Genomic DNA, 22,064 nt, shown 5'->3' with positions numbered 1-22,064 from the left:
CCCGCTTGTGCCGGATTGCAAGTGGATGTTTCATTTGTGACATAAACAATGATCGAATCTTTTGCTCAACTCTTTGAAGAGTCCCTGAACGCCGTTGAAACCCGTCAAGGTTCCATCGTCAAGGGTACTGTCGTTGCTATCGAGAACGGTTTTGTACTGGTTGACGCCGGTCTGAAATCCGAGTCCGCTATCCCGGCTGAAGAATTCAAGAACGCCATGGGCGAGCTGGAAATCAACGTCGGCGACACCGTTGACGTGGCTCTGGACTCTATCGAAGATGGTTTCGGCGAAACCAAGCTGTCCCGCGAAAAAGCCAAGCGCCACGAAGCCTGGCTGCAGCTTGAGAAGGCTTACGAAGAGCAAGCTACCGTTATCGGTATCATCAACGGCAAGGTCAAGGGTGGTTTCACCGTTGAACTGAACGGCATCCGTGCCTTCCTGCCGGGTTCTCTGGTTGACGTGCGTCCGATCCGTGACACCGCTCACCTGGAAAACAAAGAACTCGAGTTCAAAGTCATCAAGCTGGACCAGAAGCGCAACAACGTTGTTGTTTCCCGTCGTGCCGTGATCGAGACCGAGAACACCTCCGAGCGCGAAAGCCTGCTGGCTAACCTGCAAGAAGGTCAAGAAGTTAAGGGTATCGTCAAGAACCTGACCGACTACGGTGCATTCGTAGATCTGGGCGGTGTTGACGGCCTGCTGCACATCACCGACATGGCGTGGAAGCGCGTTAAGCATCCTTCCGAAATCGTCAACGTTGGCGACGAGATCGCTGTCAAGGTTCTGAAGTTCGACCGCGAGCGTACCCGTGTATCCCTGGGTCTGAAGCAGCTGGGCGAAGATCCCTGGGTTGCTATCGCCAAGCGTTACCCGGAGACCACCCGTCTGTCTGGCCGCGTGACCAACCTGACCGACTACGGCTGCTTCGTTGAAATCGAAGAAGGCGTTGAAGGCCTGGTACACGTATCCGAGATGGATTGGACCAACAAGAACATCCACCCGTCCAAAGTTGTTAACGTTGGCGACGTGGTTGACGTGATGGTTCTGGACATCGACGAAGAGCGTCGTCGTATCTCCCTGGGTCTGAAGCAGTGCAAATCCAACCCGTGGCAGCTGTTTGCCGAAACTCACGCCAAAGGCGACCGTGTTTCCGGCAAGATCAAGTCCATCACTGACTTCGGTATCTTCATCGGTCTGGATGGCGGCATCGACGGTCTGGTTCACCTGTCTGACATCTCCTGGAACAACCAGGGCGAAGAAGCCGTGCGTGAATTCAAGAAAGGCGACGAGATCGAAGCCGTTGTTCTGCAAGTGGATCCGGAGCGTGAGCGCATCTCCCTGGGTGTCAAGCAGATCGAAGAAGACCCGTTCAACAAGTACCTGGCTGACAACAAGAAAGGTGCTATCGTGAAGGGTAAGGTTACCGAGGTTGATGCCAAAGGTGCCGTTATCGAACTGGCTGATGGCGTAGAAGGCTACCTGCGTGCCTCCGACGCTGCTCGTGACCGTGTAGAAGACGCCACTCTGGTGCTGTCTGTTGGTGACGAAGTTGAAGCTAAATTCATGGGCGTTGATCGTAAGAACCGCACCGTAAGCCTGTCTGTCCGTGCTAAGGACGAGGCTGACGAGCGTGTTGCTATCGATAACCTGAACCAGCAAGAAGAAGTTGTGTTCAGCAATGCTATGATGGAAGCGTTCAAAGCCGCCAAGGGTGAGTAATCCTTGATGCAAGAAAAGGGCGGCATTGCGCCGCCCTTTTTTATCCTGGCAAAATGAATATTGCATGTGATCGGGGAAGGAGATTTAACGTTATGACCAAATCAGATCTCATCGAACAACTGGCAGCCAGCCGCATGCATATGCCGGCCAAGGATGTCGAAGCCGCCATCAAGGAGATCCTTGAGCAGATGGCGTCGACCTTGCAAAACGGCGACCGGATTGAAATCCGCGGATTTGGCAGTTTTTCACTGCACTATCGTGCGCCCCGTGTGGGCCGCAACCCCAAGACTGGGGACAAGGTTGAACTGACCGGGAAATATGTCCCGCACTTCAAACCTGGCAAAGAGTTGCGCGAGCGCGTCAACATCATTGAATAATGCAGAAATGGGCATACCTCGGGTATGCCTTTTTTCTTTTTGGCACCGATTCCTGTGCCAATCGTCTTGTTTCTTAAACTCTTTTCCCATTCACTCTAGAGTCTGCCTGCGATTTTAAGGATAATCAGCCTCTCATTAGATACTGACAGGGAGCTCTTATGAAGCGTATTTTGGCCCTCATTCCGCTGGTGCTGGTGTTTGTTCTGACCCTGGCGCTGGGCTCACAAAATGGCCAGCTGGTTCAGTTCAATTACCTGATCGCTCAGGGTGAGTTTTCGCTTGCCATGCTGTTGGGCTTCTTCTTCGCTGGCGGTTTTTTGCTGGGCTGGCTGGTATTCGGCCTGCTGTTCCTGCGCCTGAAAATGCAAAACCGCACCCTCAACCGCACCATGCGTCGTCAATCCCGCGAGTTGGAGCTGGCCCGGTCACCGGGTAAGGAATAATGTTCCTCAATGCTTGAACTGCTTTTCCTGCTGTTACCCATCGCCGCCGGTTATGGCTGGTACATGGGTCGCAGGAGTGTTCGCCAGGACACCCAAAAACAGAGTAACCAGTTTTCCCGCCAGTATGTGGCGGGCCTCAACTATTTGCTGTCCGATGAATCCGACAAGGCGGTGGATCTCTTTATCCAGCTGCTTGAGGTGGACAGTGAAACCATCGAAACACACCTCTCCCTCGGCAACCTGTTTCGCCAGCGTGGGGAGGTCGATCGTGCCATCAAGATCCACCAGAACCTGGTAACCCGCCAACTGACCCGGGAACAGCGCCAGCTGGCGTTGCAGGAGCTGGCGCGCGACTTTCTTGCTGCTGGTCTGCTCGATCGGGCGGAAGCGCTCTGGAACGAGCTGTGTGACGACAGCGACTATGAAGAGACGGCGCTTGCACAGCTGTTGATCATCCATCAGCAACTGCGGGATTGGGACAAGGCCATCGATGTGGCGGTTCGTCTGCAAAAATTCCAGGGCAAGAAGCTGGCCGACCCCATCTCCCATTTCTATTGCGAGCAAGCCGAGATCGCGCTGCGTGAGGGCAATAAAGGGGAGGGGCTGGCCAAGCTCAAACGGGCGCTCAGTATCAATCCGGCATGTGCCCGGGCCAGTTTGCGCCTCGCTGAGCTCGCCATGGCGGAAGGGGAGTATGAGCAGGCCAGCAAGGAGCTGCTGCGGGTGTTCGAGCAGGATATCGACTTTGCCTCCGAGGCGATGCCCAAATTGCTCGAGTGCTATCAGCAGTTGGGGCGCACGCCTGCGTTGATCCCACTGCTTGAGAAGGCAGTGGAAGATCACGCCGGTGTCAGCGTGACCCTGGCCCTTGCCAAGCTGGTTGAAGAGCGTGATGGCCTGAGCCAGGCCCGTTCGCTGGTGCTGCGTCAGCTGCGTCGTCATCCCTCGATGAAAGGTTTTTACCAGTTGGTGGGTTTTCAACTGGCCAGTGCGGAGGAGGGGCCTGCCAAGGAGAGCCTCGAGCTTCTGCAACAGCTGGTCGGCGAGCAGATCAAAATCAAGTCAACCCACAAGTGTCGGCAGTGCGGCTTTGCCACTCACTCGTTGTTCTGGCAGTGCCCGTCTTGTCGCCAGTGGGGTTCCATCAAGCCGATCCGCGGTCTGGACGGTGAATAACAAGCAATAGGATGTGAGATGCAAGATCCCAAAGTACTGGTAGCGCTGGATTATCAGCACGAGGCAGATGCCTTAGCGTTCGTTGAACGTATCTCTCCGGCCCAGTGCCGTCTCAAGGTAGGCAAGGAGATGTTTACCCTGTTTGGCCCGCAGTTTGTACGTCAGCTGGTGGCCAAGGGATTCGATGTCTTTCTGGATCTGAAGTTTCACGATATTCCCAATACTGTTGCCAAAGCCGTGGCTGCCAGTGCCGAGCTCGGTGTCTGGATGGTCAACGTGCATGCCAGTGGTGGTGAGCGGATGATGCGTGCCGCCAAAGAGGCGCTGCTGCCTTATGGCGACAAGGCGCCATTGTTGATCGGGGTGACCGTACTGACCAGCATGGAGCAGTCCGACATGATCCCTCTTGGTCTGGATGTAAGCCCCGCCGAGCAGGTGATCCGGCTGGCTACCTTGACCAAAACATCCGGTCTGGATGGGGTGGTCTGCTCTGCCAACGAGGCCCATGAGTTGAAAGCCTTGCTGGGCGAAGATTTCAAGCTGGTGACCCCGGGTATTCGCCCGACCGGTTCAGCGGCCGGGGATCAGCGCCGGGTGATGACACCGAAAGCGGCGGTCGAGGCGGGGGCCGATTATCTGGTTATCGGTCGCCCCATTACGCAGGCTGCCGATCCGGCCGCCATGCTGGCCAGCATCAATGCCGAGCTGGCTGGTGCGTAACAGGCTCACTCAGTGATACACGGTGCAGGCCGAGCAACAGGCCTGCACCGGCCCCGATAAGATGAGAGCCGATGTGTACCCTGGCATTGATCAGGGTGGAGATCGGGCTCTCTCCTGCGTTGTAGAAGTCCATCACCAGCTTGAGCCCCATCCCCGCTAGCAGCAGCCAGCCCGACGTGCGGCGTCCGTGGCGGATATCCTGCATTGCCCCCCATACAAACAGGCCATGCAGCGAGCCTGATAGCCCCATGTACCATTGGGTCTGCGGGCACCACCACCAGATCCCCAAGCCCACAGCCAACCAGAGCAGCAACATCAGCAGCGGCAGGCGAGCCCCACCCAGATAGTCGCGAAACAGGCTATAGAGGATGGCGAGGCCGCCCAGATTGAGCAGCAGGTGCCACAGATTGGTATGAGCCAGATTGCCTGTTATGATCCGCCACCCTTCGCCCCCGGCGATCAAGGGCCGATCGAAGGAGAGCTGAAGATTGGGAACGGTAAAGAAGAGTAGCAAGCTGGTGAGAGAGAGCGTGATAACCCAGAGCAATCCAGATTTGTCTGACAACATGAAACAGTCCAACGACAAGAACAGTCGATACTGTACACGTTGCACCCGAGCCCTCAAAGCCTGCCTGTGCGATTATATTGTGCCGGTTGACAATCACACGCCACTCTACATCTTGCAGCACCCCAACGAGGTGGCACATCCCAAGGGGACCGCGGCGCTGCTGGCAGCCTCTTTGCAACAGTGCGAGATCCATGTGGGGGAGGACTTTTCCCGCGATGAGTGGCTCAATGGATTGCTTGCAGATCCTTCCCGTCGCTGCTATCTACTCTGGCCGGATGAGGATGCCATTTCGCTGACCGATCTTCGCCAACAGTGGGAGAGTGAATCCTCTGGCTCCGCATCCGTCGCCTTTATCTTGTTAGACGGCACCTGGCGCAAAGCCTATCGCATGTTGCAGAGCAACCGGGCACTGGCCCGTTTGCCCCGTATCGGCATTGGTGCCATTGCTGGTCAATATGCCATTCGCAAGAAACCCTTTCCCGATGCCCTCTCTACCATAGAGGCGGGCTATCACCTCTTGTCCCGGTGGGAGGGAAGGCAGGAGCGCTATGCGCCCTTGCTGACCCTGTTCAATCGGTTGAATACCCAGTGGCAGGACTTTGCCGAAGGCCGCCGCGCGTGACAATTCAAGGAGTTATCAAGATGAAAAAAGCAGTCGTGGTTTTCAGTGGCGGTCAGGACAGCACTACTTGTCTGGTGCAGGCATTGGCCCGGTATGATGAAGTGCACGCCATCACCTTCGACTATGGCCAGCGCCATCGGGAAGAGATCGACACCGCGCGCCGTCTGGGCAGTGCACTGGGGATTGCCGCCCACAAGGTGATGGATGTGACGCTGCTCAATGAGCTGGCGGTCTCTGCCCTGACCCGTGACGACATTCCTGTCAGCTGCGAGCTGCAGGATAACGGGCTGCCCAACACCTTCGTACCGGGCCGCAATATCCTGTTCCTGACCCTGGCCTCCATTTATGCCTATCAGGTGGGCGCCGAAGCGGTGATCACCGGTGTCTGCGAGACCGACTTCTCCGGCTATCCCGATTGCCGTGACGAGTTCGTCAAGGCCCTCAATCAGGCGGTGTCGCTGGGGTTGGATCGCGGCATCCGTTTTGAAACTCCCTTGATGTGGCTCGACAAGGCCGAGACCTGGGCTCTGGCGGATCACTATGGTCACCTCGACACGGTGCGCCAGCAGACCCTGACCTGCTACAACGGCATTGCCGGTGACGGTTGCGGCACGTGTCCTGCGTGTGAACTGCGCAGTCGCGGCCTGAACAACTATCTGGCCGACAAGGCGGGCATCATGGCCAGACTGTTTGAGAAAACCGGGCAGGGCGAGAAAAGCGCAGAGTGAGCCTGCGTCTTGCCGTGGCTTGGGGTATAATCCGCGACTTTTGCAACAAGCCGTGATCGAGATGCACTACCCAATCAACGAGATTTTCCAGACCATCCAGGGGGAGGGCATCTTTACCGGCCTGCCCGCCATCTTTGTTCGCCTGCAGGGTTGCTCGGTGGGCTGCCCCTGGTGCGATACCCGTCATACCTGGGTTGTTGATCCGGCTCGTGAAGTGGGCAAGGCTGCGGTGCTGGATCGCTCCAACGAATCCGATTGTTGGAGCCAACTTAGCACCGCGCAGATTATCAAGAGCTTTACCGACCTGGGTTATCAGGCGCGCCATGTGGTGATCACCGGTGGCGAGCCCTGCCTCTACGATCTGCACGAACTCTCGTCAGCCCTGCTGGCGGCGGGTTATCAGGTGCAGATTGAAACCAGTGGCACCAGCGAGATCAAGACCCATGAGCAGACCTGGGTAACCGTCTCCCCCAAGATCGGTATGAAAGGGGGGCTGCCTGTGCTGGTCTCGGCGCTGGAGCGGGCCAACGAGATCAAGCATCCGGTGGCGACCGAGCACCATATTGAAGAGCTGGATGCGCTGCTCGCTACCGCGACCCTGCGCCCTGATGTGGTTATTGCCTTACAGCCGATTAGCCAGAAGCCAAGGGCCACCCAATTGGCGATGGATACCTGTATCGCGCGTAACTGGCGACTCTCAATCCAGACTCATAAATATCTGGATATCGATTAATATGGATTGGCTATCCGACGAACAGGTGCTGCTGACCCTGACCAACAAGATGCCTTACGGTAAATATCAGGGGCGGCGTATCATCGATATTCCCGAGCCCTATCTGGTGTGGATGGCGCGCAGCGGTTTTCCGGCGGGTAAATTGGGCCAGACGCTGGCGTTGGCTTACGAAATCAAACTCAATGGACTCGAATCCATGATTATTCCCATTATTAACAGGATGTCGGTATGAGAATATATACGAGGCAGGGCGACAAGGGCATGACCCGGCTGGCCGATGGTATCCAGTTGCCAAAGGATCATTTGCGGGTCGAGACCTACGGTTATATCGATGAGCTCACTCCCATATTGGCTTGCTGATTTGTGACGTGCCGTCGCAAGAGATCGGTTTATTGGCTGATTTACAGCTGTTGCAACAGGAGTTGTTTGATCTGGGGGGGGAGTTGGCATTCTCCAGCGACGCCCAGAATGAATCAATTTGGCAAGTTAATGCCGCCTGGACCACTCGCCTTGAACAGCAGATAGATCGTTATAGTGAGCCATTGCCGCCGCTGCGCCAATTTATATTGCCCGGTGGTTCCCGTGCCGCGGCGCAAGCACATGTGGTGCGCACTCTGGTGCGTCATTGCGAGCGCTTGCTGCTGACATTGAGCCGGGAAGAGCGGGTCAATCCCGAGGTGCTGCCCTATCTGAACCGGATGAGTGACTGGTTCTTTACCGTTGCCCGCTATCTCATCTGTGTGGCAGGAGATCGTGAAGTGCTGTGGGTCAAGGCAGCAGATCGCCCGCAATCGGCTATCTGATATTTCACGTTTAAGCGGCAATAAAAAACCTCGCCTTGGCGAGGTTTTTTATTAGCAACGAGATTGAGATCAGATCGCAAAGTCTTCCAGTGATTTGCCTGCTGCCACTGCGCTGGCAATAGCCGAAGGCATACGGCCCTGGCCGGTCCAGGTTTTCTCTACGCCATTATCCTGATAGCGATATTTGGCAGGGCGTGGCGCCCGCTTGGTTTTTTCTGATTTGCCGGGGTTGGTAGCGACAGCGCTTACCAATTCTGCCGGGTCAATACCGGCGGCTTTCAGCATTTCGCTATATTCGTTAATTTTCCGCAGATGCTCTTCACGGGCCTGACGCTCGGCAGCTTCATCCTGCTGACGCTCAGCAACGATCGCAGAGAGTTTTTCCAGTGCCTCTTCCAGTTGTTCCAGAGAAAGTTCGCGGCAGGTCGCACGCAGACTGCGGATATTAAGCAGTACCTTTAAAAATTCATTCATAGGAGTTACCACGTCGAGTCAGAGAAAAATATTATGTTCCAGCTGATTCTTGCTTGGTGATTTAAATAAGTCAAGCCGGGTTAAATATTATATCCGTGGGGAACATCAATACAGATATTTAATATGGCCAGCAATAGGCTTGGTGATTGGATGCCAATGAAACCGCAGTAGGTGAAAATAGCGTCAAAGCTGGCGTTATTGCATCATTTGACTACCATTTTTCGACCTTGATATGTTTATCGTGACTATTTAATCAAAAAACTTGCTATAAGCTGCCATCTCGATAAAATGTGCGGCGAATACCTTTAAGTAGAGGCGCGCTGCCTATGAGTATTTGTGCGGAGGGTGATGCCTGTGATGCACAAGGAAAGGAGTCAGCGCCGAAGTGGCCAGGCCATCATACCGGGCTGCTGGTTCTGCATCTAATAGGTGCAGGACTGCCATAGTCATCCACTATGGAGCGCTACCTGAAGGGGCTGAGGAGTATGACCTCCCCATAGGTTTTGTTTCTTTAGATCCTCTCGGTAGATCTCCACCTGTAATCTTTAGGTGCAAAGAGATCATGGACATTAGTCATTTCGCCGACTCCGGTTGGTCCGTTCTTCCCCCCCTGTTGGCTGTCGCGCTGGCGATCATGACCCGCCGCGTGCTGCTGTCCCTTGGTGTGGGCATCGTCACCGGCAGTTTGCTGCTCAATCAGTTTTCGCCCCTCGAATCCCTGCATTACATGTTGAATACCGTGCTCAAGATCTTCTGGGTCGATGGCGCGCTCAATCGTGACAATGTCAACATGATCCTGTTTATGCTGCTGCTGGGTGGCCTCATCAGCCTGATGAGCGTCTCCGGGGCGACCCGTGCCTTTGCCGAGTGGGCCGAGCGTCGTGCCAAGACCCGCAAGGGCGCCAAAGCCCTGACTGGCATGATGGTGTTTGCCTTCTTTATCGATGACTTCTTCCACAGCCTGTCGGTGGGGGCCATCTGCCGTCCGGTGACCGACCGCTTCCAGATCTCCCGTGCCAAATTGGCCTATCTGCTGGACTCCACCGCGGCGCCGGTCTGCGTGCTGATGCCCATCTCCTCCTGGGGAGCTTATATCATCGCCCTGGTTGGCGGCATCATGGCGGCCCACGGTCTGACCGAGCAGAGCCCCATCGCTGCGTTTGTCGAGATGATCCCGATGAACCTCTACGCCGTCTTCACCCTGATCATGGTGTTGGTGGTGATCGCCTGTCAGCTGGATATCGGCCCGATGCGTCAACACGAAGCGTGGGCGCTGGAAGGCAAGCTGTGGGATGAGTCCAAGGGCCGCCCCATCGGTCTGGATATGGAGAGCCCGGAAGAGAGCAACGGCGGCATGATCGACATGGTACTGCCGATCCTGACCCTGACCGCCGCCACCATCTATTTCATGATTGATTCCGGTGCTGCGGTGCTGAGCGAGAAAGGGCTGCCGTTCAGCGTGCTTGGCTCGTTCGAAAACACCAACGTCGGCTCTTCGCTGGTTTACGGTGCCCTGTGCAGTCTGGTGGTCTCCATCGGTCTGGCTATGCGCCTGAAGCTGGGTGCCAAGAACTGGATCAAGGCCGCGCCGCAAGGCGTCATGGCCATGCTGCCAGCCATCAACATCCTGCTGTTTGCCTGGACCATAGGTGCCGTGGTGCGCGACGTAGAGACCGGCAAGTACCTGGCTTCGCTGGCTAACGGCAACCTGCCGATCGAAGTGCTGCCTGCCGTGGTCTTTATCCTCTCCTGTGCCATGGCATTTGCCACCGGCACCAGCTGGGGTACCTTCGGCATCATGCTGCCGCTGGCCGGTGACATGGCCGCCGCCAGCGACATCAGCCTGATGCTGCCGATGCTGGCTGCGGTACTGGCTGGCTCGGTGTTCGGGGATCACAGCTCACCCATCTCCAGCACCAGCATCCTCTCTGCCACCGGTGCCGGTTGCCATCACATCGATCACGTGATGACCCAGCTGCCCTATGCACTGGCCATCGCCTTCGGCGCGGCCATCGGTTACCTGGCGATGGGCTTGATGCACTCCAGCCTGGCCGGTTTCAGTGTCAGTGCCCTCTGGTTCGTGCTCTTTACCGGCTATCACCTGAAAAAGGCCAAAGCGCGGCCAGTGTTGGCCACCGCGTAACATTTATAGAGCAAGGGGCCCGCGGGCCCCTTGGTTTTGTCAGGGGCTTTGGTTAGCATGCGCCCATAAATTCAGTTTCGGAACAGTATCATGGCTTCACTGCACTACAAATTTGCCACCATGAATTCAGGCAAATCCACCCAGCTCATTCAGGCGCACTTCAACTATCTGGAGCGGGGCATGCATCCTCTGGCGATGACGCCTGCCATCGATGACCGTTTCGGGGTCGGGGTGATCAGTGCCCGGGTTGGCCTTGAACTGAAGGTGGACGTGTTCAGCGACAGCTGCGATCTGTTTGAAATGGTGAAAGCGCGCCATGCGAAGAAACATATCGATGTCTTTATCGTGGACGAGGCCCAGTTCCTGACCCGTGAGCAGGTCTACCAGCTGGCCCGCATCGTCGATGAGCAGGATATTCCGGTGATGGCCTATGGCCTCAAGACCGATTTTCGCGGCGAGCTGTTCCCAGGCTCCTACCATCTGCTCTGTCTGGCCGACAAGTTTGAAGAGCTGAAGAGCATCTGCTGGTGTGGCAACAAGGCTCACATGAACTCCCGGGTCAACGAAGCGGGGCAGGTGATGCGTGATGGCGAACAGGTGGAGATCGGCGGCAACGATCGCTATGTGTCGCTCTGTCGCAAACACTATCTCGAAGGTCGGGCCTACAAGTAATTCGGCTGCGGATATTTGAATCGTCGAGCAGGGCGCCAATCTGGCGCCCTTTTTATTTTCCCCAACTTGTATCGCTGTGGTTCAGTCGATCTCGATATCCACCGGCGCAATGATGGGGTCGGCCACCGGCAGGCGTTGAAACAGCTGGCGAAAATGGTGCTGTACCCGGCCGATATCGACCAGTGACATGCCGGAGGCAAAACCGAACCAGACATAGAGGCCGGTGAGATCGCGAAACATCGGCGGCAAATAGCGGGGTGCGGCAATCAGCCCCTCCAGATAGTGCTGATAGAGCACCGGAATGTCATCCAGTGTCACCTTGCCGACAAATAGCATCGGCAGGATTTCGGGCACCCCTTCCAGTACGGCGCTGCGGATGAAGTTGACCGTCTCCACATAGCCACGCACGTAGGAGAGATCCTTGGTAAAGCAGGCGCCGCCGCCCACCATGCCGCCACGAAAGACCCGCTGGGTGATCTTGTAGGCGTCGTGCTCGCTGGTGCCCTGCAGCACGAAGTGCTGAAACACCTCGATAAAATCGGCGCCGCGCTCGGCCATGTCGATGGCCATCACCCGATCGGAGATACGCTTGGCCCGATCCGGAAAGGAGCTGAAGGTGAGGGTCTCTATCAGGACAGCCAGCCCCTCCTGACAGGCGGTGATCCGCGGTGAACCGGCGCTCAGCCAAGTGGCATAGGGCTGCTGGCGACCGTTGAGGGTGGTGCCGACATGGACCCACCCCTCGTGTACCTCCAGCACCTGCAAGTCCAGCTCGGAGAAACGGGCGTGGGAGTTGAGCTTGATGTAGTCGCCACCGGCAGCGGCATCGGAGACAATCCCATCGCTCAGCTTCACCTGCACAGTGCCGTCACTGAAGTAGCTCGACAGCTTGCCCTGCAGTTTGGCGACCGCGGCCTCTCCTTCGAACTCCTTGGGGTAGGGGCGCACCAGATGGCGGGCGCCGGGCAGGGAGAAGATATCGCACAGGCGGGCGCCCAGCTCCTTGAGAGTCTTGCGATCCCCGCGCAGGTGATCGCTGGCAGAGCCATAAAGCAGCTGGCTGTAACGCTGAAAATCGGGTTGGCCGCGCTGGCGCAGCATCTCGATCACCACCATGTACTGATCGACCGTCTCTTGCAGGATCCGGCCAAGATCGTCCTGTGGCCCCAGTTTTCTGCGGATCCGGTCCCGCAGCTCCTTGAGCTCCAGATACTTGTTGCGCGGATCGAAGCCGAGGGGGAGGGCATCATAGAAGTGCCTGTCGATAGCGGGCAGCTCCCTGCCACCGCTTGCCAGAAAGCGATCCTGCAGATGGCGTGGCCATTTGATGGCATCCAGAATGCGGATGGGTTTTTGCAGGGTGAGCAGCTCATCCGAGAGTGATTTAAGATGAAGGCGATACTTTTCTTGGATCGTCATGGGGCCCCCTGTGGGGCAAGCGTCATCGTGGATTTGGCTGAGTATATGCATAGCGCTTGCCAAAAAGAAGCGAGCCGCAGGGTTATCGGGTTGGCGTGCTTTTTGTTGATAGCAAATTGGTTTAGACTGCGCCCCTTGATCCCAATCTTGTCGTGGAAATGATGAATATCCCCAGCTCCGAAATGATAATGCGTTGGTTGCAACAAGCTCGTATCGAGCACTATGTCTGCGACCAGTGTCACGGTATCCACATTGTCTCTTTGCAGTCGGTCGATGGTATTCAGGAGAGCCGGATCTTCGTGGAAGAGGAAGGCCTGCTGTTCTCCTCCGAGCTGGAAGTGCGCCCCTCCGCAATGCTGCCGCTGGTTGCCGAACTGGGCCGACTCAATATGCAGTACCCCTCCCTCAAGGTGTTCCTCGATATCATCGATGACAACCTGCCGCGGCTGGTGGTCGGCCACACCGTCTTTACCAAGGCCGGACTCAGCGTCGAGCAGTTCCTGCTGTTCGTGCAAAGCACCATCGCTGCCACCCACGAACTGGTTGCCGAATGCGAACGTTCCGGCTTCCTCAATCTGCCGGAAATCCAGGTTGCACCGGAATCTGTGCATTAAGTGTTCGAACGGTTTGCCAGGTGAAAAAAGCCGTTGACGCGGGCGGAGCTTTCCCCTAAATTACGCCCCGTTCCAGCGCAACAGCGTAGCGAACACCGTGTTGGCTGAACACGTTAAACCACAGACCAAAATTTGGTGAGGTGTCCGAGTGGCTGAAGGAGCACGCCTGGAAAGTGTGTATACGGCAACGTATCGAGGGTTCGAATCCCTCCTCACCGCCAAATTGCAAAGCCCTGATGGCAACATCAGGGCTTTTTGCTTTCTGGCGCAATCCCCGCGTGGTTGCTGGCATAGGAATGCAAATCTTCGTTCTTGATAGCGCATCTGGCTGAACCGCTTGGGCAATCGTAGTGAAAAGCCTCGGTTACTTTGACGCCACGGCCAACCCATTGGTCGATCCTTTTAAAGTTTCCACCCGATTCAGTAAAAGGGCCTCTCGCAAGAGAGGCCCTTTTCATTGTTCGCTGATTTGCCCTGCTCGGTACTTGAAAGGCATTCCGTGGTGATACCGATTAATGCTCAACAGTCAGTGGATCCGGGGGCAGGTTCAGATGCTTGGTGATGGCCTGATAGAGCTGGGGGTAGTTATCGTCAAAATGGTGTCCTCCCGGCAGGGTGATGCTGGTGACGTTGGGTTGGTTGAGACGGGGGCAGAGGCGGTCGTCGTCATCATCATCGGCACCTTGCAGGCAGACCATCGGCAGATCCCGGATGGTTTTCACCTGCGGTTCGGTCGGGTAGCTGCGGGCCTTGTGGGTCAGCATGTCGCTGACGTGGATCTCGAAGTCCGAGCTGGTGGAGGGGGAGAGCATCACGGCCCCGACCAGCCCCTGACGATAGTGCTCCGGCAACCGGTTGATGACGAAGGGGACAATCTCGGCACCAAACGAGAAGCCGACCAGCAGCCAGCGAGGGCGCTGCCAGCGCGCCTGATAATCATCGAGGATCCGCTCCAGATCGGCGGTCACCTGCTCCGGGGTTTTCTTCTTCCAGTAGTAGGTGAGGGAGCTCCAGCCCACGACCGGCAGGCCGTGCAGCTGAAACTGGGCGCTCAACCCCTTGTCGAGGGCTGCCCAGCCGCCATCGCCGCTGAGAAAGATCACCATGGGGGCGTCGGATGGCTGCTTGACCGGCAGCTCAATCAGGCTCAGGTCATCCTTGACCGGGGCGGCATGCGCCGCAAAAGATGAAACGGGCAGTACGAGACTGAGTAACAGCAATATCAAGGCTCTCATTGGCCATGCTCCTATTTCTTGATCAGCCCCAGCGGGCCGCGGCTAATCAGGGTGATCAGGTGAGTCAGGGTTCTGGGCAGTACCAGCTTGCTGCTGCAGAGCAGGTAGCGGGGTTCCCAGCGGGGCGAAAATTTCTCCTTGTAGCGTCTGAGCCCCTGGAAGTTGTAAAAGCGGCTGCCACGGACGAACAGGGTATTGCCAAGGCGGGCCCAGTAGCTGTTGAGCGGGTGATCGTTGAAGCCGGACATGGGGGCCATCCCCAGATTGAAGCTGGCGTACCCTTGCTCCTTGCCCCACAGCAGCAGCTCGACAAAGAGAAAATCCATGATGGGGGCGGTGCCGGTATCCAGGCTGTAACGCATCAGATCGATGGAGAGCATCTCCTTGTTATCGCTCACCCAGAGGTTGGCAAAGCCGACAATCTGCCCCTCGTGCCACACCAGTGCAGCCGGGCTCAAGGTCAGGTAGTCAGGCTCGAAGCGGCCGACCGAAAACCCCTTCTCCTTGCCCATTTTGCTCTGCAGCCAGGTATCTGAGACGGTCTGCAATCTGGGCAGCAGGGGAGCCACGGCGCTCGCCTCGACCACCTCGAAGGTCAACCCTTCCCGTTTGCCCTTGGCGTGGCTCTGGCGCAGGTTGCGCAACCGACTGCCCGCCAGATCGAAGGTAGCCAGATCGACCATCGCCTCTTCACCGAGCTTGAAGGGGATCAGCCCGAGCTCCAGATAGAGCGGCAGATAGCGGGCCGAGACCTGATAAAAGACCGGATTGGCGTCGTGTTCATCGCATCGCTCGCGAAATTGCCAGAGCAGCTCTTCGATCTGCTCGGGGCGACCGACCGGATCCCCCATCACAATCCAGCTGTTGCCCTCGATGCCATACATCAGGAAGGCGTCACCGGCGGGGTGGAACAGCAGGGACTTGTCCTGCAACTGGGCCAGATAGCCGTGGATCCCCCCTTCGCGCACCACCAGCTCGTGAGCGCGCGCCAGCGTCTCCTTGTCCGGCTTTTCGCCGACCATGCGCAGCGGCGCAAGCAGCTGGGCAACCCCGGCAACGGCCAGCACGGCCACCACGCTCCCCATGGCGCGCAGGCCGCGGGCCGCCCCACCGTGGGGCGAGAAGTGGAACCAGAGGGCGTGGTCATACTCCACCTGACGATAGGAGAAGAGCAGCAGCCACAGCGCCCCCAGCAGCACGGCGCCGACCGAAATGAGCCAGCCTGGGGTGTACTGGGGATAGAGCAGCGACCCCTTGCGATAGAAGAGGGTGCGGCAGGGGGTCATGATGAGCAGGAAACTGCCAAGCAGCAGGGCTGACTCCCAGTCCCCCCCTTGAGCAGGGAGAAGGCGATACCCAGAGCCAGCAGCAGCTGGGTGATGCGAAACGCGGCGTCGTGACGGCGATAGAGGCTGCGCGCCAGCAGGATCAGGAGGATACCGCTCACGCTGCCGAGCACGTGGGAGAGCTCCAGTAGGTGGAGCGGCAACACCTGCAGCCACACTTCGATGTGGCTGCGCATGGTCGGGATCATCCCCGAGCAGAGCAGCAGGCTGCCGGCGGCGAAGGTGCCCATGCTGATAAGGGCGGGAAGAAATTCGCGCACTGCGCTCATCAGCCCCTGTAGCCGCTGCCAGCGCGCTTTTTGTTGCAACATCTCCTGGCTGGTAAAGAGCAGCAGGGCACAGAGAAAGGGAAGCAGATAATAGATGCAGCGGTAGAGCAGCAGCGAGGCGAGCAGCTTGTCGGTTGGCAGGTAGTTAGCCAGCAGCAGGCTCATGCTCGCTTCGAACACGCCGATCCCGCCCGGCACGTGGGCCAGTACTCCGAGGAAGCTGGCCAGCACGAAGGCACTGAGCAGCACAGGGTAGGGGACGCTATATGCGGGCAGCAGCACAAACAGTACGGCGGCGGCGGCCATCCAGTCAGCCAGCGCGACCAGCAGCTGCGACAGACGAACTTTGAAACCGGGCAGGGTCAGGGTGTGTTCGCGCCAGGAGAGACGGTGTGTGGGCCAGCAGAGGTAGCAGGCCACCAACAGCAGAGCCATCATGCCCGCCAGCCTGAGCAGGGTATCTGCCCACTGCGGCCAGTCAGGCAGCAGCTGTGATACATCGCAGGTCAGTAGGGAGCCACCTCCCCACGCCAGCAGGCCGAGGAAAAAAGTGATGGAGCAGAACAGCACCACGCGGGCCACTTCCCCGGTGGCGAGCCCCAATGCTGAGTAGAGGCGATAGCGTACCGAGGTGCCCGTCAGCAGGGCAAATCCCAGGGTGTTGGAGAAGGTGTAGGCGATAAAGGAGGTAATGCTGACCTGTTGCCAGGGAAGGCGCTTGCCCAGCGCATGGAGCGCCAGCATGTCATAGCTGCAGAGGCAACCATAACTGAGCAGGGTCAGCAGCAGGGCGCCCGCCAGTCGCGGCAGGGGTTGGGACCAGATGGCCACACGAATATCGTGCCAGTGCCATGCCTGAGTCAGGTGATACAGCACGATCAGTGCGGTGCCGAGCAGCAGCAAGCTGCACAAGGGGCCGAGCCATTTAAGCAGATGACGCCACATGCCATGTTCCTGTGGTCATTGACCGTTTCCCGCAAAGGGGGAGCCGGGTCGTGGATCCGGTTTGGACGAGGGAGGCGCTCGTCAGGAAAATTTCGGGAAGAGATGGAAAGGGAGGCGTCAGCCTCCCTCTGTGATATCCAGTGACCGGTTGGATCACTTGGTTTTCGGCGCGACTTTGACGGCAGGAGTCTTGGCGTGAGTGGTTTTATGGTGTTTTTTCACCACCTTGGTCTGGGTCGCCTGCGGTGTGGCTGTCTTGGTCGGGGTGGCCGCCATGGTGAAACCGGAAGTGAGGGCGAAGACGGCAGCCAGGGTCAGGGGAATGATCTTTTTCATGGTCAATTTCCTTATTCGGGTTGATGTTATGGAGCGTTCTCCATGACAGTCATCCTATGACGGTAGCAGCGGCCCTTCAGTGAGCGGTTGGTGACGGTTTGTATCCAAATGTACAGGCAGGGTGAGGCAGAAGCGGGCTCCCTTGGCGGCGGGAAGCAATGCCACATCACCACCATGGTGGAGCGCTATGCTGCGCACAATGGCGAGCCCCAGCCCGGTGCCGCCGGTGCGGCGATCCCGACTCTGATCAAGACGCACGAACGGCTCGAAGATCTGGGGCGCCAGCGCCGGATCGATCCCCGGCCCATCGTCGCTCACCTCCAGCAAATAGTTCTCCTGCAGCCGCGAGATGGAGAGGGTAACCTCCCTCTCGGCGTAGCGCAGGGCATTGCCGATCAGGTTCTCCACCGCGCGCGTCAGCAGACGCTGATCGCCGCACCAGGGCATGTGGCGTGGCGGCAGATCGAGGGTGAGCCTCTTCTCGGGTGCCAGCGCTTGCCAGTCGCCGAGATGCGCTTGTGCCCAGTGACTGAGCTCCAGCTCGTCCTGTTGCAACGGCAACTCGGGTCTATCCAGCTTGGCGTAGGTGAGCATCTCTTCGATCAGAGCGTCCAGCGCTCCCAGATCTCGCTCCAGCGCCTGCTGCTCCTGCTCGGCAGGGGCAGGTTCGAGCATGGCAAGCCGATAGCGCAACCGGACCAGCGGGGTGCGCAACTCGTGTGCGATGGCATCGGTCAGTTGCTTGCGGCTGGCAATCATGGCCTGCAATTGGGTCGCCATTTGATCGAAGGTGCGTCCCACCCGGGCCAGACTGCTGCCCGGTGGCAGATTGGTTCGGCAGGAGAGATCCCCATCGCCTACGCGACGTGCGGTTTGCTCCAACTGTTGCAAGCCGCGCCAGTGGGGACGCAGCCACAGAAGGATGGGCAGGCCGAGGGATAGGCCGATCCCCAGCAGCAGTCCCACGTCGACCCAGTGCAGCTCGTGCAGGTAGGAGAGGTAGGGTACAGGGCCGACAATCAGCACCCGATCGGTATCGGGGATGCGCTGCAGGAAGGTGTCATCCTCCTCGACGATGACAATGTTGCCGGCGGCCAGAAAGGCTTGATCCTCGCTGGTCAGGGGCTGGCGCACCAGCTCGCCGATCATGAGGGGGAGGGTAAACTGACTGCTCTGCTCGGCCAGCCGATCGGGCCAGCGCTCTGGCGGGGTTCTTGCCAACTCGCCGGTCAACAGGCCAAGAGAGCCCTGCATCATGCGTTCGAGATAGCGATCACCCGCCCGTTCGGCGGTCACCTGATAGACCATGCCAACCAGCAGGATGGCCAGGGTGAAGCAGCCGATCAGCAACAGATAGAACTGGATAAAGAGGCGGCGCATGGCTGTGCTCCTGAAAGAGGGTTATTCCCAGGCGTGGGGGACGAAGAGGTAGCCTTTCTGGCGCACCGTCTTGATCCGGGTCGGGTTGTCGGGGTTATCACCCAGTTTGCGGCGCAGGCGGGAGATGGCCACATCCATGCTGCGATCCTGACCGTCGTACTCCCGGCCGCGCAAGCTGCGAAAAAGGGCTTCCCGACTCAAGATTTGGCCCGCGTGGCAGGCGAGCTCCCACAGCAGATCAAAGTCGGCGGTCGAGAGGGCAATGCTCTCGCCATCGAGGCGCACATCTCGTCCCGGACCATCCACCCGCAGCCGACCAAATTGCAGCTGCTGGGGAACGCTGCTGGTGGCTGCCGGTTGGGTTGGTGTTTGCTGGTGCTGGCGAAATTGTACCCGAAGTCGGGCCAGCAGCACCGGTGGTGGTGTCGTTTTGAGGATGTAGTCGTTGGCGCCCAGCTCCAGACTCAGGATCTGGTTCATGTCGCTGTCCAGCGAGGTGAGCATTACGATGGGGCCGTCGAAGCGTGGCCGAAGATCCCGACAGAGGGACATGCCATCCTGTCCCGGCAACATGATATCGAGCAGCACCAGGTCGGGCTGTTCGGCCTCTACCCGGGCCAGTGCCAGATCTCCTCTGGGCTCGAGGATCACGTCCATATCGTGGCGACCGAGCCAACTGCTGATGAGCTGGCCAATCTCGGGATCATCTTCGACAAAAAGAATGCGTTGCATAGAAAAGCTCCAACGGAAAGCAGGAGAGAAGAAGAGCGATCAGCATATCAATGGCGCTTGGGAAATACAGAAAAAGAACCGGGCAGGCTGATGTGCGGGGGAGTGTGGCTGTGTGTATCGATGGAGAGGAGCATATCGTGACAAATGGGCAGAGCTGCGTTTATCGATCTGGAGGATGATGGCCTTGCAGACAAGGTAAGGCGCTGTCGAGCGCAAAAACAAAAAAACCGGCCAAGGCCGGTTTTTCGCGGAGCAGACCAGAAGGTCACTGCACCAAGTCGATGGACATCACCTTACGGCGATTATCGACAGAATAATGGGGTGGCTGATGGGGCTCGAACCCACGACAACCGGAATCACAATCCGGGACTCTACCAACTGAGCTACAGCCACCACTGAAATTTTCATCAACGCTCGCCAATCCAGAAGGATTGGGGAACATCAATGGCGCGCCCTGCAGGATTCGAACCTGCGACCCACGGCTTAGAAGGCCGTTGCTCTATCCAACTGAGCTAAGGGCGCTTTGTATCAACACGTCTTAAGGACGAGTCGATGAACATGGTCGGTGATAAAGGATTCGAACCTTTGACCCTCTGGTCCCAAACCAGATGCGCTACCGGACTGCGCTAATCACCGAAAATCCCTGACCAGCATATCGACATGAGTCGTACTGGGCAACGGGCGGGCATCATAGCCAAGCGTAAGGGCCAGCGTCAACGACTTTTTCCCCCAGTAAATTCAAGTGCCTACTTATTGCCCGCTACAGGTATGGCGTGCGTCTGCCGCTAACATCCCGGCTAAAAAAATGCGACAATGCGCGGCAGTTGAACACATGGTGAGTGGAGAACGATGTCTGCCAAAATCATAGATGGAAAACAGGTTGCGCAAACGATTCGCAGCCAGGTCGCGGCGCAAGTCCAACAGCGGTTGGCGGCAGGGAAACGGGCTCCAGGGCTGGCAGTCATTCTGGTGGGGGCGGATCCCGCCTCTCAGGTCTATGTCGGCAGCAAACGTCGGGCGTGCGAGGAGGTGGGTTTTCTCTCCCGCTCCTATGATCTGAGTGCAACTGCCAGTCAGGAAGAGCTGCTGGCGCTGATCGACCAGTTGAATGCGGATAGCCACGTAGATGGCATTCTGGTTCAGCTGCCGTTGCCGGATCACTTTGATACCACTCAGGTGCTGGAGCGGATCCAGCCTGACAAGGATGTAGATGGATTCCACCCGTATAACGTCGGCCGTCTGGCCCAACGTATTCCGGCGCTGCGCCCCTGCACTCCGAAAGGGATCATGACACTGATCGAGACCACCGGCGTGAAGACACATGGTCTGCATGCGGTCGTGGTGGGAGCGTCCAACATCGTCGGGCGTCCCATGACCCTCGAATTGTTGCTGGCTGGCTGCACAACCACGACCTGTCACCGCTTTACCCGGGATCTGGAAGAGCAGGTTCGCCGTGCCGATCTGCTGGTTGTTGCGGTCGGTAAGCCCAACTTCATCCCTGGGGAGTGGATCAAACCGGGGGCACTGGTGATCGATGTGGGCATCAACCGTCTGGCTGATGGCTCGCTGGTCGGGGATGTGGAGTTTGAGACGGCGCGCAGCCATGCCTCCTTCATTACTCCGGTACCCGGTGGCGTGGGCCCGATGACGGTCGCCAGCCTGATGGAAAATACCCTGATCGCCTGCAGTGAATATCACGACTGATCATGGTTGGTGATAACCCTGTGATCCCGTGAGGAGGCAGGATTCGCCAGAAATATGACAATAAAAAACCGGTTGCTCAGAGAGGAACCGGTTTTTTATTTATCCAACGGGTGTTATTTACATATTTTGTGCTTCGTTTGGCACAATCACAGAGGCGTGATTTCCTTTCGGCCCCTGTTGCAGTTCAAAATTGACAGCCTGACCCGCTTTCAGGGTCTTGTAGCCCTCCATTTGAATCGTGGAGTAGTGAGCGAAGATATCCTCACCGCCCCCTTCCGGACAGATAAACCCAAATCCTTTTGCGTTGTTAAACCACTTAACTGTGCCGGTTGCCATACTTCTACATCCTTTTATTGATTACCCAGAAGTCGTTGAGTAACCTGCGCCAGCCCTTTATAACTAGGGACATGGGCCCATAGCAGACGGGCACAGATTAGCAAGTAACCAATCTAGTCTAACTTTTGAGCGAGTCAAGAAGTTGTTAACAGCTGATGTGATCTGGTTAACAAGTCTATTGACAACCTTGTGTTAGACGGTAGTAATCTAGAGGTACCAAAGCGCGATTATGAGCAAGCAGAAAGAACTCTTTGCTAATGAAGAGATTGCAGAAGCAGAGAAAACAAAGCTGCAGCCGCCACCCATGTATAAAGTTGTGTTGAACAACGATGACTACACCCCGATGGAGTTCGTGGTGGAGGTGCTGCAAAAGTTCTTTGGTATGGATTTGGACAAGGCGACTCAGGTCATGCTGAGTGTGCATTATAGTGGTAAGGGTGTCTGCGGCATGTTTACCGCAGAGATCGCCGAAACCAAGGTTGTCCAGGTCAACACCTATGCACGTAACAACGAACATCCACTGCTCTGTACTATGGAAAAGGCTTGAATCTGATGACTTGATGGCGAGTG

Annotated in this window: 22 protein-coding genes, 4 tRNA genes, 2 pseudogenes and 1 riboswitch; of the genes and pseudogenes, 16 read left to right on the top strand and 12 right to left on the bottom strand. The window is 57.4% G+C overall.

The features are described 5' to 3' along the window. Positions 1–48: 48 nt before the first annotated feature. The 5 genes from rpsA to pyrF all read left to right on the top strand — a co-directional run bounded on the left by rpsA (position 49) and on the right by pyrF (position 4,435). On the top strand, positions 49–1,719 hold the full coding sequence (rpsA, locus tag ACTG2O_RS16795) for a 30S ribosomal protein S1 (protein WP_005337148.1): 1,671 nt from the start codon (positions 49–51) through the stop codon (positions 1,717–1,719). A gap of 92 nt (positions 1,720–1,811) precedes the next feature. Continuing rightward, the gene (gene ihfB / locus ACTG2O_RS16790; protein ID WP_005299934.1) at positions 1,812–2,096 is read left to right on the top strand and encodes an integration host factor subunit beta; all 285 of its coding nucleotides are present in this window, start codon (positions 1,812–1,814) and stop codon (positions 2,094–2,096) included. Between the two features lie 158 nt (positions 2,097–2,254). Then, positions 2,255–2,539 carry a LapA family protein gene (locus tag ACTG2O_RS16785; protein WP_005337143.1) on the top strand — a complete coding sequence of 95 codons (285 nt, stop codon included), beginning with the start codon at positions 2,255–2,257 and terminating at the stop codon, positions 2,537–2,539. A 9-nt stretch (positions 2,540–2,548) separates the two neighbouring features. Next, entirely contained in the window at positions 2,549–3,715 is a 1,167-nt protein-coding gene (gene lapB, locus ACTG2O_RS16780) for a lipopolysaccharide assembly protein LapB (RefSeq protein WP_005346478.1), read from the top strand. A gap of 18 nt (positions 3,716–3,733) precedes the next feature. Then, the gene (gene pyrF, locus ACTG2O_RS16775) at positions 3,734–4,435 is read left to right on the top strand and encodes an orotidine-5'-phosphate decarboxylase (protein ID WP_202002294.1); all 702 of its coding nucleotides are present in this window, start codon (positions 3,734–3,736) and stop codon (positions 4,433–4,435) included. Here the strand turns inward: pyrF and rrtA are convergent. Continuing rightward, the gene (gene rrtA, locus ACTG2O_RS16770; RefSeq protein ID WP_162838995.1) at positions 4,410–5,003 is read right to left on the bottom strand and encodes a rhombosortase; all 594 of its coding nucleotides are present in this window, start codon (positions 5,001–5,003) and stop codon (positions 4,410–4,412) included. The genes pyrF and rrtA overlap by 26 nt on opposite strands. Here rrtA and ACTG2O_RS16765 point away from each other — a divergent pair. The 5 genes and pseudogenes from ACTG2O_RS16765 (at position 5,002) to ACTG2O_RS16745 (ending at position 7,889) form a co-directional block, all read left to right on the top strand. Continuing rightward, positions 5,002–5,625, top strand: a complete 624-nt coding sequence (locus tag ACTG2O_RS16765) for a tRNA-uridine aminocarboxypropyltransferase (RefSeq protein ID WP_158110732.1) — start codon at positions 5,002–5,004, stop codon at positions 5,623–5,625. The genes rrtA and ACTG2O_RS16765 overlap by 2 nt on opposite strands. Positions 5,626–5,645: 20 nt before the next feature. Next, positions 5,646–6,353: a 7-cyano-7-deazaguanine synthase QueC gene (gene queC / locus ACTG2O_RS16760; protein WP_416245881.1), complete on the top strand. Its 708-nt coding sequence runs from the start codon at positions 5,646–5,648 to the stop codon at positions 6,351–6,353. A gap of 61 nt (positions 6,354–6,414) precedes the next feature. Continuing rightward, positions 6,415–7,086, top strand: coding sequence for a 7-carboxy-7-deazaguanine synthase QueE (queE, locus tag ACTG2O_RS16755; RefSeq protein ID WP_439976362.1), 672 nt, complete (start codon positions 6,415–6,417; stop codon positions 7,084–7,086). A gap of 1 nt (position 7,087) precedes the next feature. After that, positions 7,088–7,318: a DUF3820 family protein gene (locus ACTG2O_RS16750; protein WP_005337126.1), complete on the top strand. Its 231-nt coding sequence runs from the start codon at positions 7,088–7,090 to the stop codon at positions 7,316–7,318. Further along, a pseudogene (locus ACTG2O_RS16745) lies at positions 7,315–7,889 on the top strand (cob(I)yrinic acid a,c-diamide adenosyltransferase). The gene ACTG2O_RS16750 and the pseudogene ACTG2O_RS16745 overlap by 4 nt, the downstream one beginning before the upstream one ends. Positions 7,890–7,958: 69 nt before the next feature. On the opposite strand, the gene ACTG2O_RS16740 reads toward ACTG2O_RS16745, so the two are convergent. After that, positions 7,959–8,363 carry an H-NS family histone-like protein gene (locus tag ACTG2O_RS16740; RefSeq protein ID WP_139433581.1) on the bottom strand — a complete coding sequence of 135 codons (405 nt, stop codon included), beginning with the start codon at positions 8,361–8,363 and terminating at the stop codon, positions 7,959–7,961. Positions 8,364–8,665: 302 nt separating this feature from the next. After that, positions 8,666–8,837, top strand: a riboswitch (Lysine riboswitch). Between the two features lie 88 nt (positions 8,838–8,925). Here ACTG2O_RS16740 and ACTG2O_RS16735 point away from each other — a divergent pair. Beyond that, positions 8,926–10,506 (top strand): Na+/H+ antiporter NhaC family protein, encoded by a 1,581-nt coding sequence (locus ACTG2O_RS16735; protein ID WP_005351177.1) that lies wholly within the window; start codon positions 8,926–8,928, stop codon positions 10,504–10,506. A 90-nt stretch (positions 10,507–10,596) separates the two neighbouring features. After that, on the top strand, positions 10,597–11,178 hold the full coding sequence (locus tag ACTG2O_RS16730) for a thymidine kinase (RefSeq protein WP_005351181.1): 582 nt from the start codon (positions 10,597–10,599) through the stop codon (positions 11,176–11,178). Between the two features lie 81 nt (positions 11,179–11,259). On the opposite strand, the gene ACTG2O_RS16725 is transcribed toward ACTG2O_RS16730, so the two are convergent. After that, positions 11,260–12,597 carry a flavohemoglobin expression-modulating QEGLA motif protein gene (locus tag ACTG2O_RS16725; protein ID WP_151286805.1) on the bottom strand — a complete coding sequence of 446 codons (1,338 nt, stop codon included), beginning with the start codon at positions 12,595–12,597 and terminating at the stop codon, positions 11,260–11,262. 158 nt (positions 12,598–12,755) lie between these two features. On the opposite strand from ACTG2O_RS16725, the gene ACTG2O_RS16720 reads away from it, so the two are divergent. Together ACTG2O_RS16720 and ACTG2O_RS16715 are read left to right on the top strand one after the other, a co-directional pair. After that, positions 12,756–13,211, top strand: coding sequence for a YbjN domain-containing protein (locus tag ACTG2O_RS16720; RefSeq protein WP_005337119.1), 456 nt, complete (start codon positions 12,756–12,758; stop codon positions 13,209–13,211). Positions 13,212–13,345: 134 nt separating this feature from the next. Next, a tRNA-Ser gene (locus ACTG2O_RS16715) sits at positions 13,346–13,432 on the top strand. A 291-nt stretch (positions 13,433–13,723) separates the two neighbouring features. Here ACTG2O_RS16715 and ACTG2O_RS16710 read toward each other — a convergent pair. From ACTG2O_RS16710 to ACTG2O_RS16675, 8 genes and pseudogenes are all read right to left on the bottom strand, one after another. After that, on the bottom strand, positions 13,724–14,446 hold the full coding sequence (locus ACTG2O_RS16710) for an AcvB/VirJ family lysyl-phosphatidylglycerol hydrolase (protein WP_439976361.1): 723 nt from the start codon (positions 14,444–14,446) through the stop codon (positions 13,724–13,726). Between the two features lie 11 nt (positions 14,447–14,457). After that, positions 14,458–17,006: pseudogene (mprF, locus tag ACTG2O_RS16705) on the bottom strand (bifunctional lysylphosphatidylglycerol flippase/synthetase MprF). Positions 17,007–17,159: 153 nt separating this feature from the next. Continuing rightward, positions 17,160–17,342: a hypothetical protein gene (locus tag ACTG2O_RS16700; protein WP_076494658.1), complete on the bottom strand. Its 183-nt coding sequence runs from the start codon at positions 17,340–17,342 to the stop codon at positions 17,160–17,162. 54 nt (positions 17,343–17,396) lie between these two features. Then, positions 17,397–18,722 carry a two-component system sensor histidine kinase RstB gene (gene rstB / locus ACTG2O_RS16695; RefSeq protein ID WP_439976360.1) on the bottom strand — a complete coding sequence of 442 codons (1,326 nt, stop codon included), beginning with the start codon at positions 18,720–18,722 and terminating at the stop codon, positions 17,397–17,399. A gap of 21 nt (positions 18,723–18,743) precedes the next feature. Beyond that, positions 18,744–19,454 (bottom strand): two-component system response regulator RstA, encoded by a 711-nt coding sequence (gene rstA, locus ACTG2O_RS16690; RefSeq protein WP_439976359.1) that lies wholly within the window; start codon positions 19,452–19,454, stop codon positions 18,744–18,746. A gap of 317 nt (positions 19,455–19,771) precedes the next feature. Next, positions 19,772–19,847 (bottom strand) — tRNA-His (locus ACTG2O_RS16685). A 52-nt stretch (positions 19,848–19,899) separates the two neighbouring features. Continuing rightward, positions 19,900–19,976 (bottom strand) — tRNA-Arg (locus tag ACTG2O_RS16680). 37 nt (positions 19,977–20,013) lie between these two features. After that, positions 20,014–20,090 (bottom strand) — tRNA-Pro (locus ACTG2O_RS16675). Positions 20,091–20,303: 213 nt separating this feature from the next. On the opposite strand from ACTG2O_RS16675, the gene folD reads away from it, so the two are divergent. Further along, entirely contained in the window at positions 20,304–21,158 is an 855-nt protein-coding gene (gene folD, locus ACTG2O_RS16670; RefSeq protein ID WP_005337113.1) for a bifunctional methylenetetrahydrofolate dehydrogenase/methenyltetrahydrofolate cyclohydrolase FolD, read from the top strand. Positions 21,159–21,275: 117 nt separating this feature from the next. On the opposite strand, the gene cspD is transcribed toward folD, so the two are convergent. Continuing rightward, positions 21,276–21,494 (bottom strand): cold shock-like protein CspD, encoded by a 219-nt coding sequence (gene cspD, locus ACTG2O_RS16665; protein ID WP_005300025.1) that lies wholly within the window; start codon positions 21,492–21,494, stop codon positions 21,276–21,278. 229 nt (positions 21,495–21,723) lie between these two features. Between cspD and clpS the strand changes: the two genes are divergently transcribed. After that, positions 21,724–22,041: an ATP-dependent Clp protease adapter ClpS gene (gene clpS / locus ACTG2O_RS16660; protein ID WP_005337111.1), complete on the top strand. Its 318-nt coding sequence runs from the start codon at positions 21,724–21,726 to the stop codon at positions 22,039–22,041. Positions 22,042–22,064: the final 23 nt, after the last annotated feature.

Origin of the sequence: Aeromonas sp. 61P, from assembly GCF_051919545.1 — a bacterium.
GTDB classification, from domain to species: domain Bacteria; phylum Pseudomonadota; class Gammaproteobacteria; order Enterobacterales; family Aeromonadaceae; genus Aeromonas; species Aeromonas veronii.
The sequence above is the reverse complement of the archived record's forward strand: the minus strand, read 5'-3'. Positions and strand labels throughout refer to the sequence as shown.

What these genes read in the sequence shown, in the direction of transcription:
- pyrF (WP_202002294.1), top strand. Translation starts at nt 3,734, where the DNA reads ATGCAAGATCCCAAAGTACTGGTAGCGCTGGATTATCAGCACGAGGCA.
- folD (WP_005337113.1), top strand. Translation starts at nt 20,304, where the DNA reads ATGTCTGCCAAAATCATAGATGGAAAACAGGTTGCGCAAACGATTCGC.
- rpsA (WP_005337148.1), top strand. Translation starts at nt 49, where the DNA reads ATGATCGAATCTTTTGCTCAACTCTTTGAAGAGTCCCTGAACGCCGTT.
- ACTG2O_RS16725 (WP_151286805.1), bottom strand. Translation starts at nt 12,597, where the DNA reads ATGACGATCCAAGAAAAGTATCGCCTTCATCTTAAATCACTCTCGGAT.
- ACTG2O_RS16740 (WP_139433581.1), bottom strand. Translation starts at nt 8,363, where the DNA reads ATGAATGAATTTTTAAAGGTACTGCTTAATATCCGCAGTCTGCGTGCG.
- ACTG2O_RS16700 (WP_076494658.1), bottom strand. Translation starts at nt 17,342, where the DNA reads ATGAAAAAGATCATTCCCCTGACCCTGGCTGCCGTCTTCGCCCTCACT.
- lapB (WP_005346478.1), top strand. Translation starts at nt 2,549, where the DNA reads ATGCTTGAACTGCTTTTCCTGCTGTTACCCATCGCCGCCGGTTATGGC.
- ACTG2O_RS16730 (WP_005351181.1), top strand. Translation starts at nt 10,597, where the DNA reads ATGGCTTCACTGCACTACAAATTTGCCACCATGAATTCAGGCAAATCC.
- rrtA (WP_162838995.1), bottom strand. Translation starts at nt 5,003, where the DNA reads ATGTTGTCAGACAAATCTGGATTGCTCTGGGTTATCACGCTCTCTCTC.
- queE (WP_439976362.1), top strand. Translation starts at nt 6,415, where the DNA reads ATGCACTACCCAATCAACGAGATTTTCCAGACCATCCAGGGGGAGGGC.
- ACTG2O_RS16710 (WP_439976361.1), bottom strand. Translation starts at nt 14,446, where the DNA reads ATGAGAGCCTTGATATTGCTGTTACTCAGTCTCGTACTGCCCGTTTCA.
- clpS (WP_005337111.1), top strand. Translation starts at nt 21,724, where the DNA reads ATGAGCAAGCAGAAAGAACTCTTTGCTAATGAAGAGATTGCAGAAGCA.
- queC (WP_416245881.1), top strand. Translation starts at nt 5,646, where the DNA reads ATGAAAAAAGCAGTCGTGGTTTTCAGTGGCGGTCAGGACAGCACTACT.
- ACTG2O_RS16735 (WP_005351177.1), top strand. Translation starts at nt 8,926, where the DNA reads ATGGACATTAGTCATTTCGCCGACTCCGGTTGGTCCGTTCTTCCCCCC.
- ACTG2O_RS16765 (WP_158110732.1), top strand. Translation starts at nt 5,002, where the DNA reads ATGAAACAGTCCAACGACAAGAACAGTCGATACTGTACACGTTGCACC.
- ACTG2O_RS16750 (WP_005337126.1), top strand. Translation starts at nt 7,088, where the DNA reads ATGGATTGGCTATCCGACGAACAGGTGCTGCTGACCCTGACCAACAAG.
- ACTG2O_RS16720 (WP_005337119.1), top strand. Translation starts at nt 12,756, where the DNA reads ATGATGAATATCCCCAGCTCCGAAATGATAATGCGTTGGTTGCAACAA.
- rstA (WP_439976359.1), bottom strand. Translation starts at nt 19,454, where the DNA reads ATGCAACGCATTCTTTTTGTCGAAGATGATCCCGAGATTGGCCAGCTC.
- rstB (WP_439976360.1), bottom strand. Translation starts at nt 18,722, where the DNA reads ATGCGCCGCCTCTTTATCCAGTTCTATCTGTTGCTGATCGGCTGCTTC.
- ACTG2O_RS16785 (WP_005337143.1), top strand. Translation starts at nt 2,255, where the DNA reads ATGAAGCGTATTTTGGCCCTCATTCCGCTGGTGCTGGTGTTTGTTCTG.
- cspD (WP_005300025.1), bottom strand. Translation starts at nt 21,494, where the DNA reads ATGGCAACCGGCACAGTTAAGTGGTTTAACAACGCAAAAGGATTTGGG.
- ihfB (WP_005299934.1), top strand. Translation starts at nt 1,812, where the DNA reads ATGACCAAATCAGATCTCATCGAACAACTGGCAGCCAGCCGCATGCAT.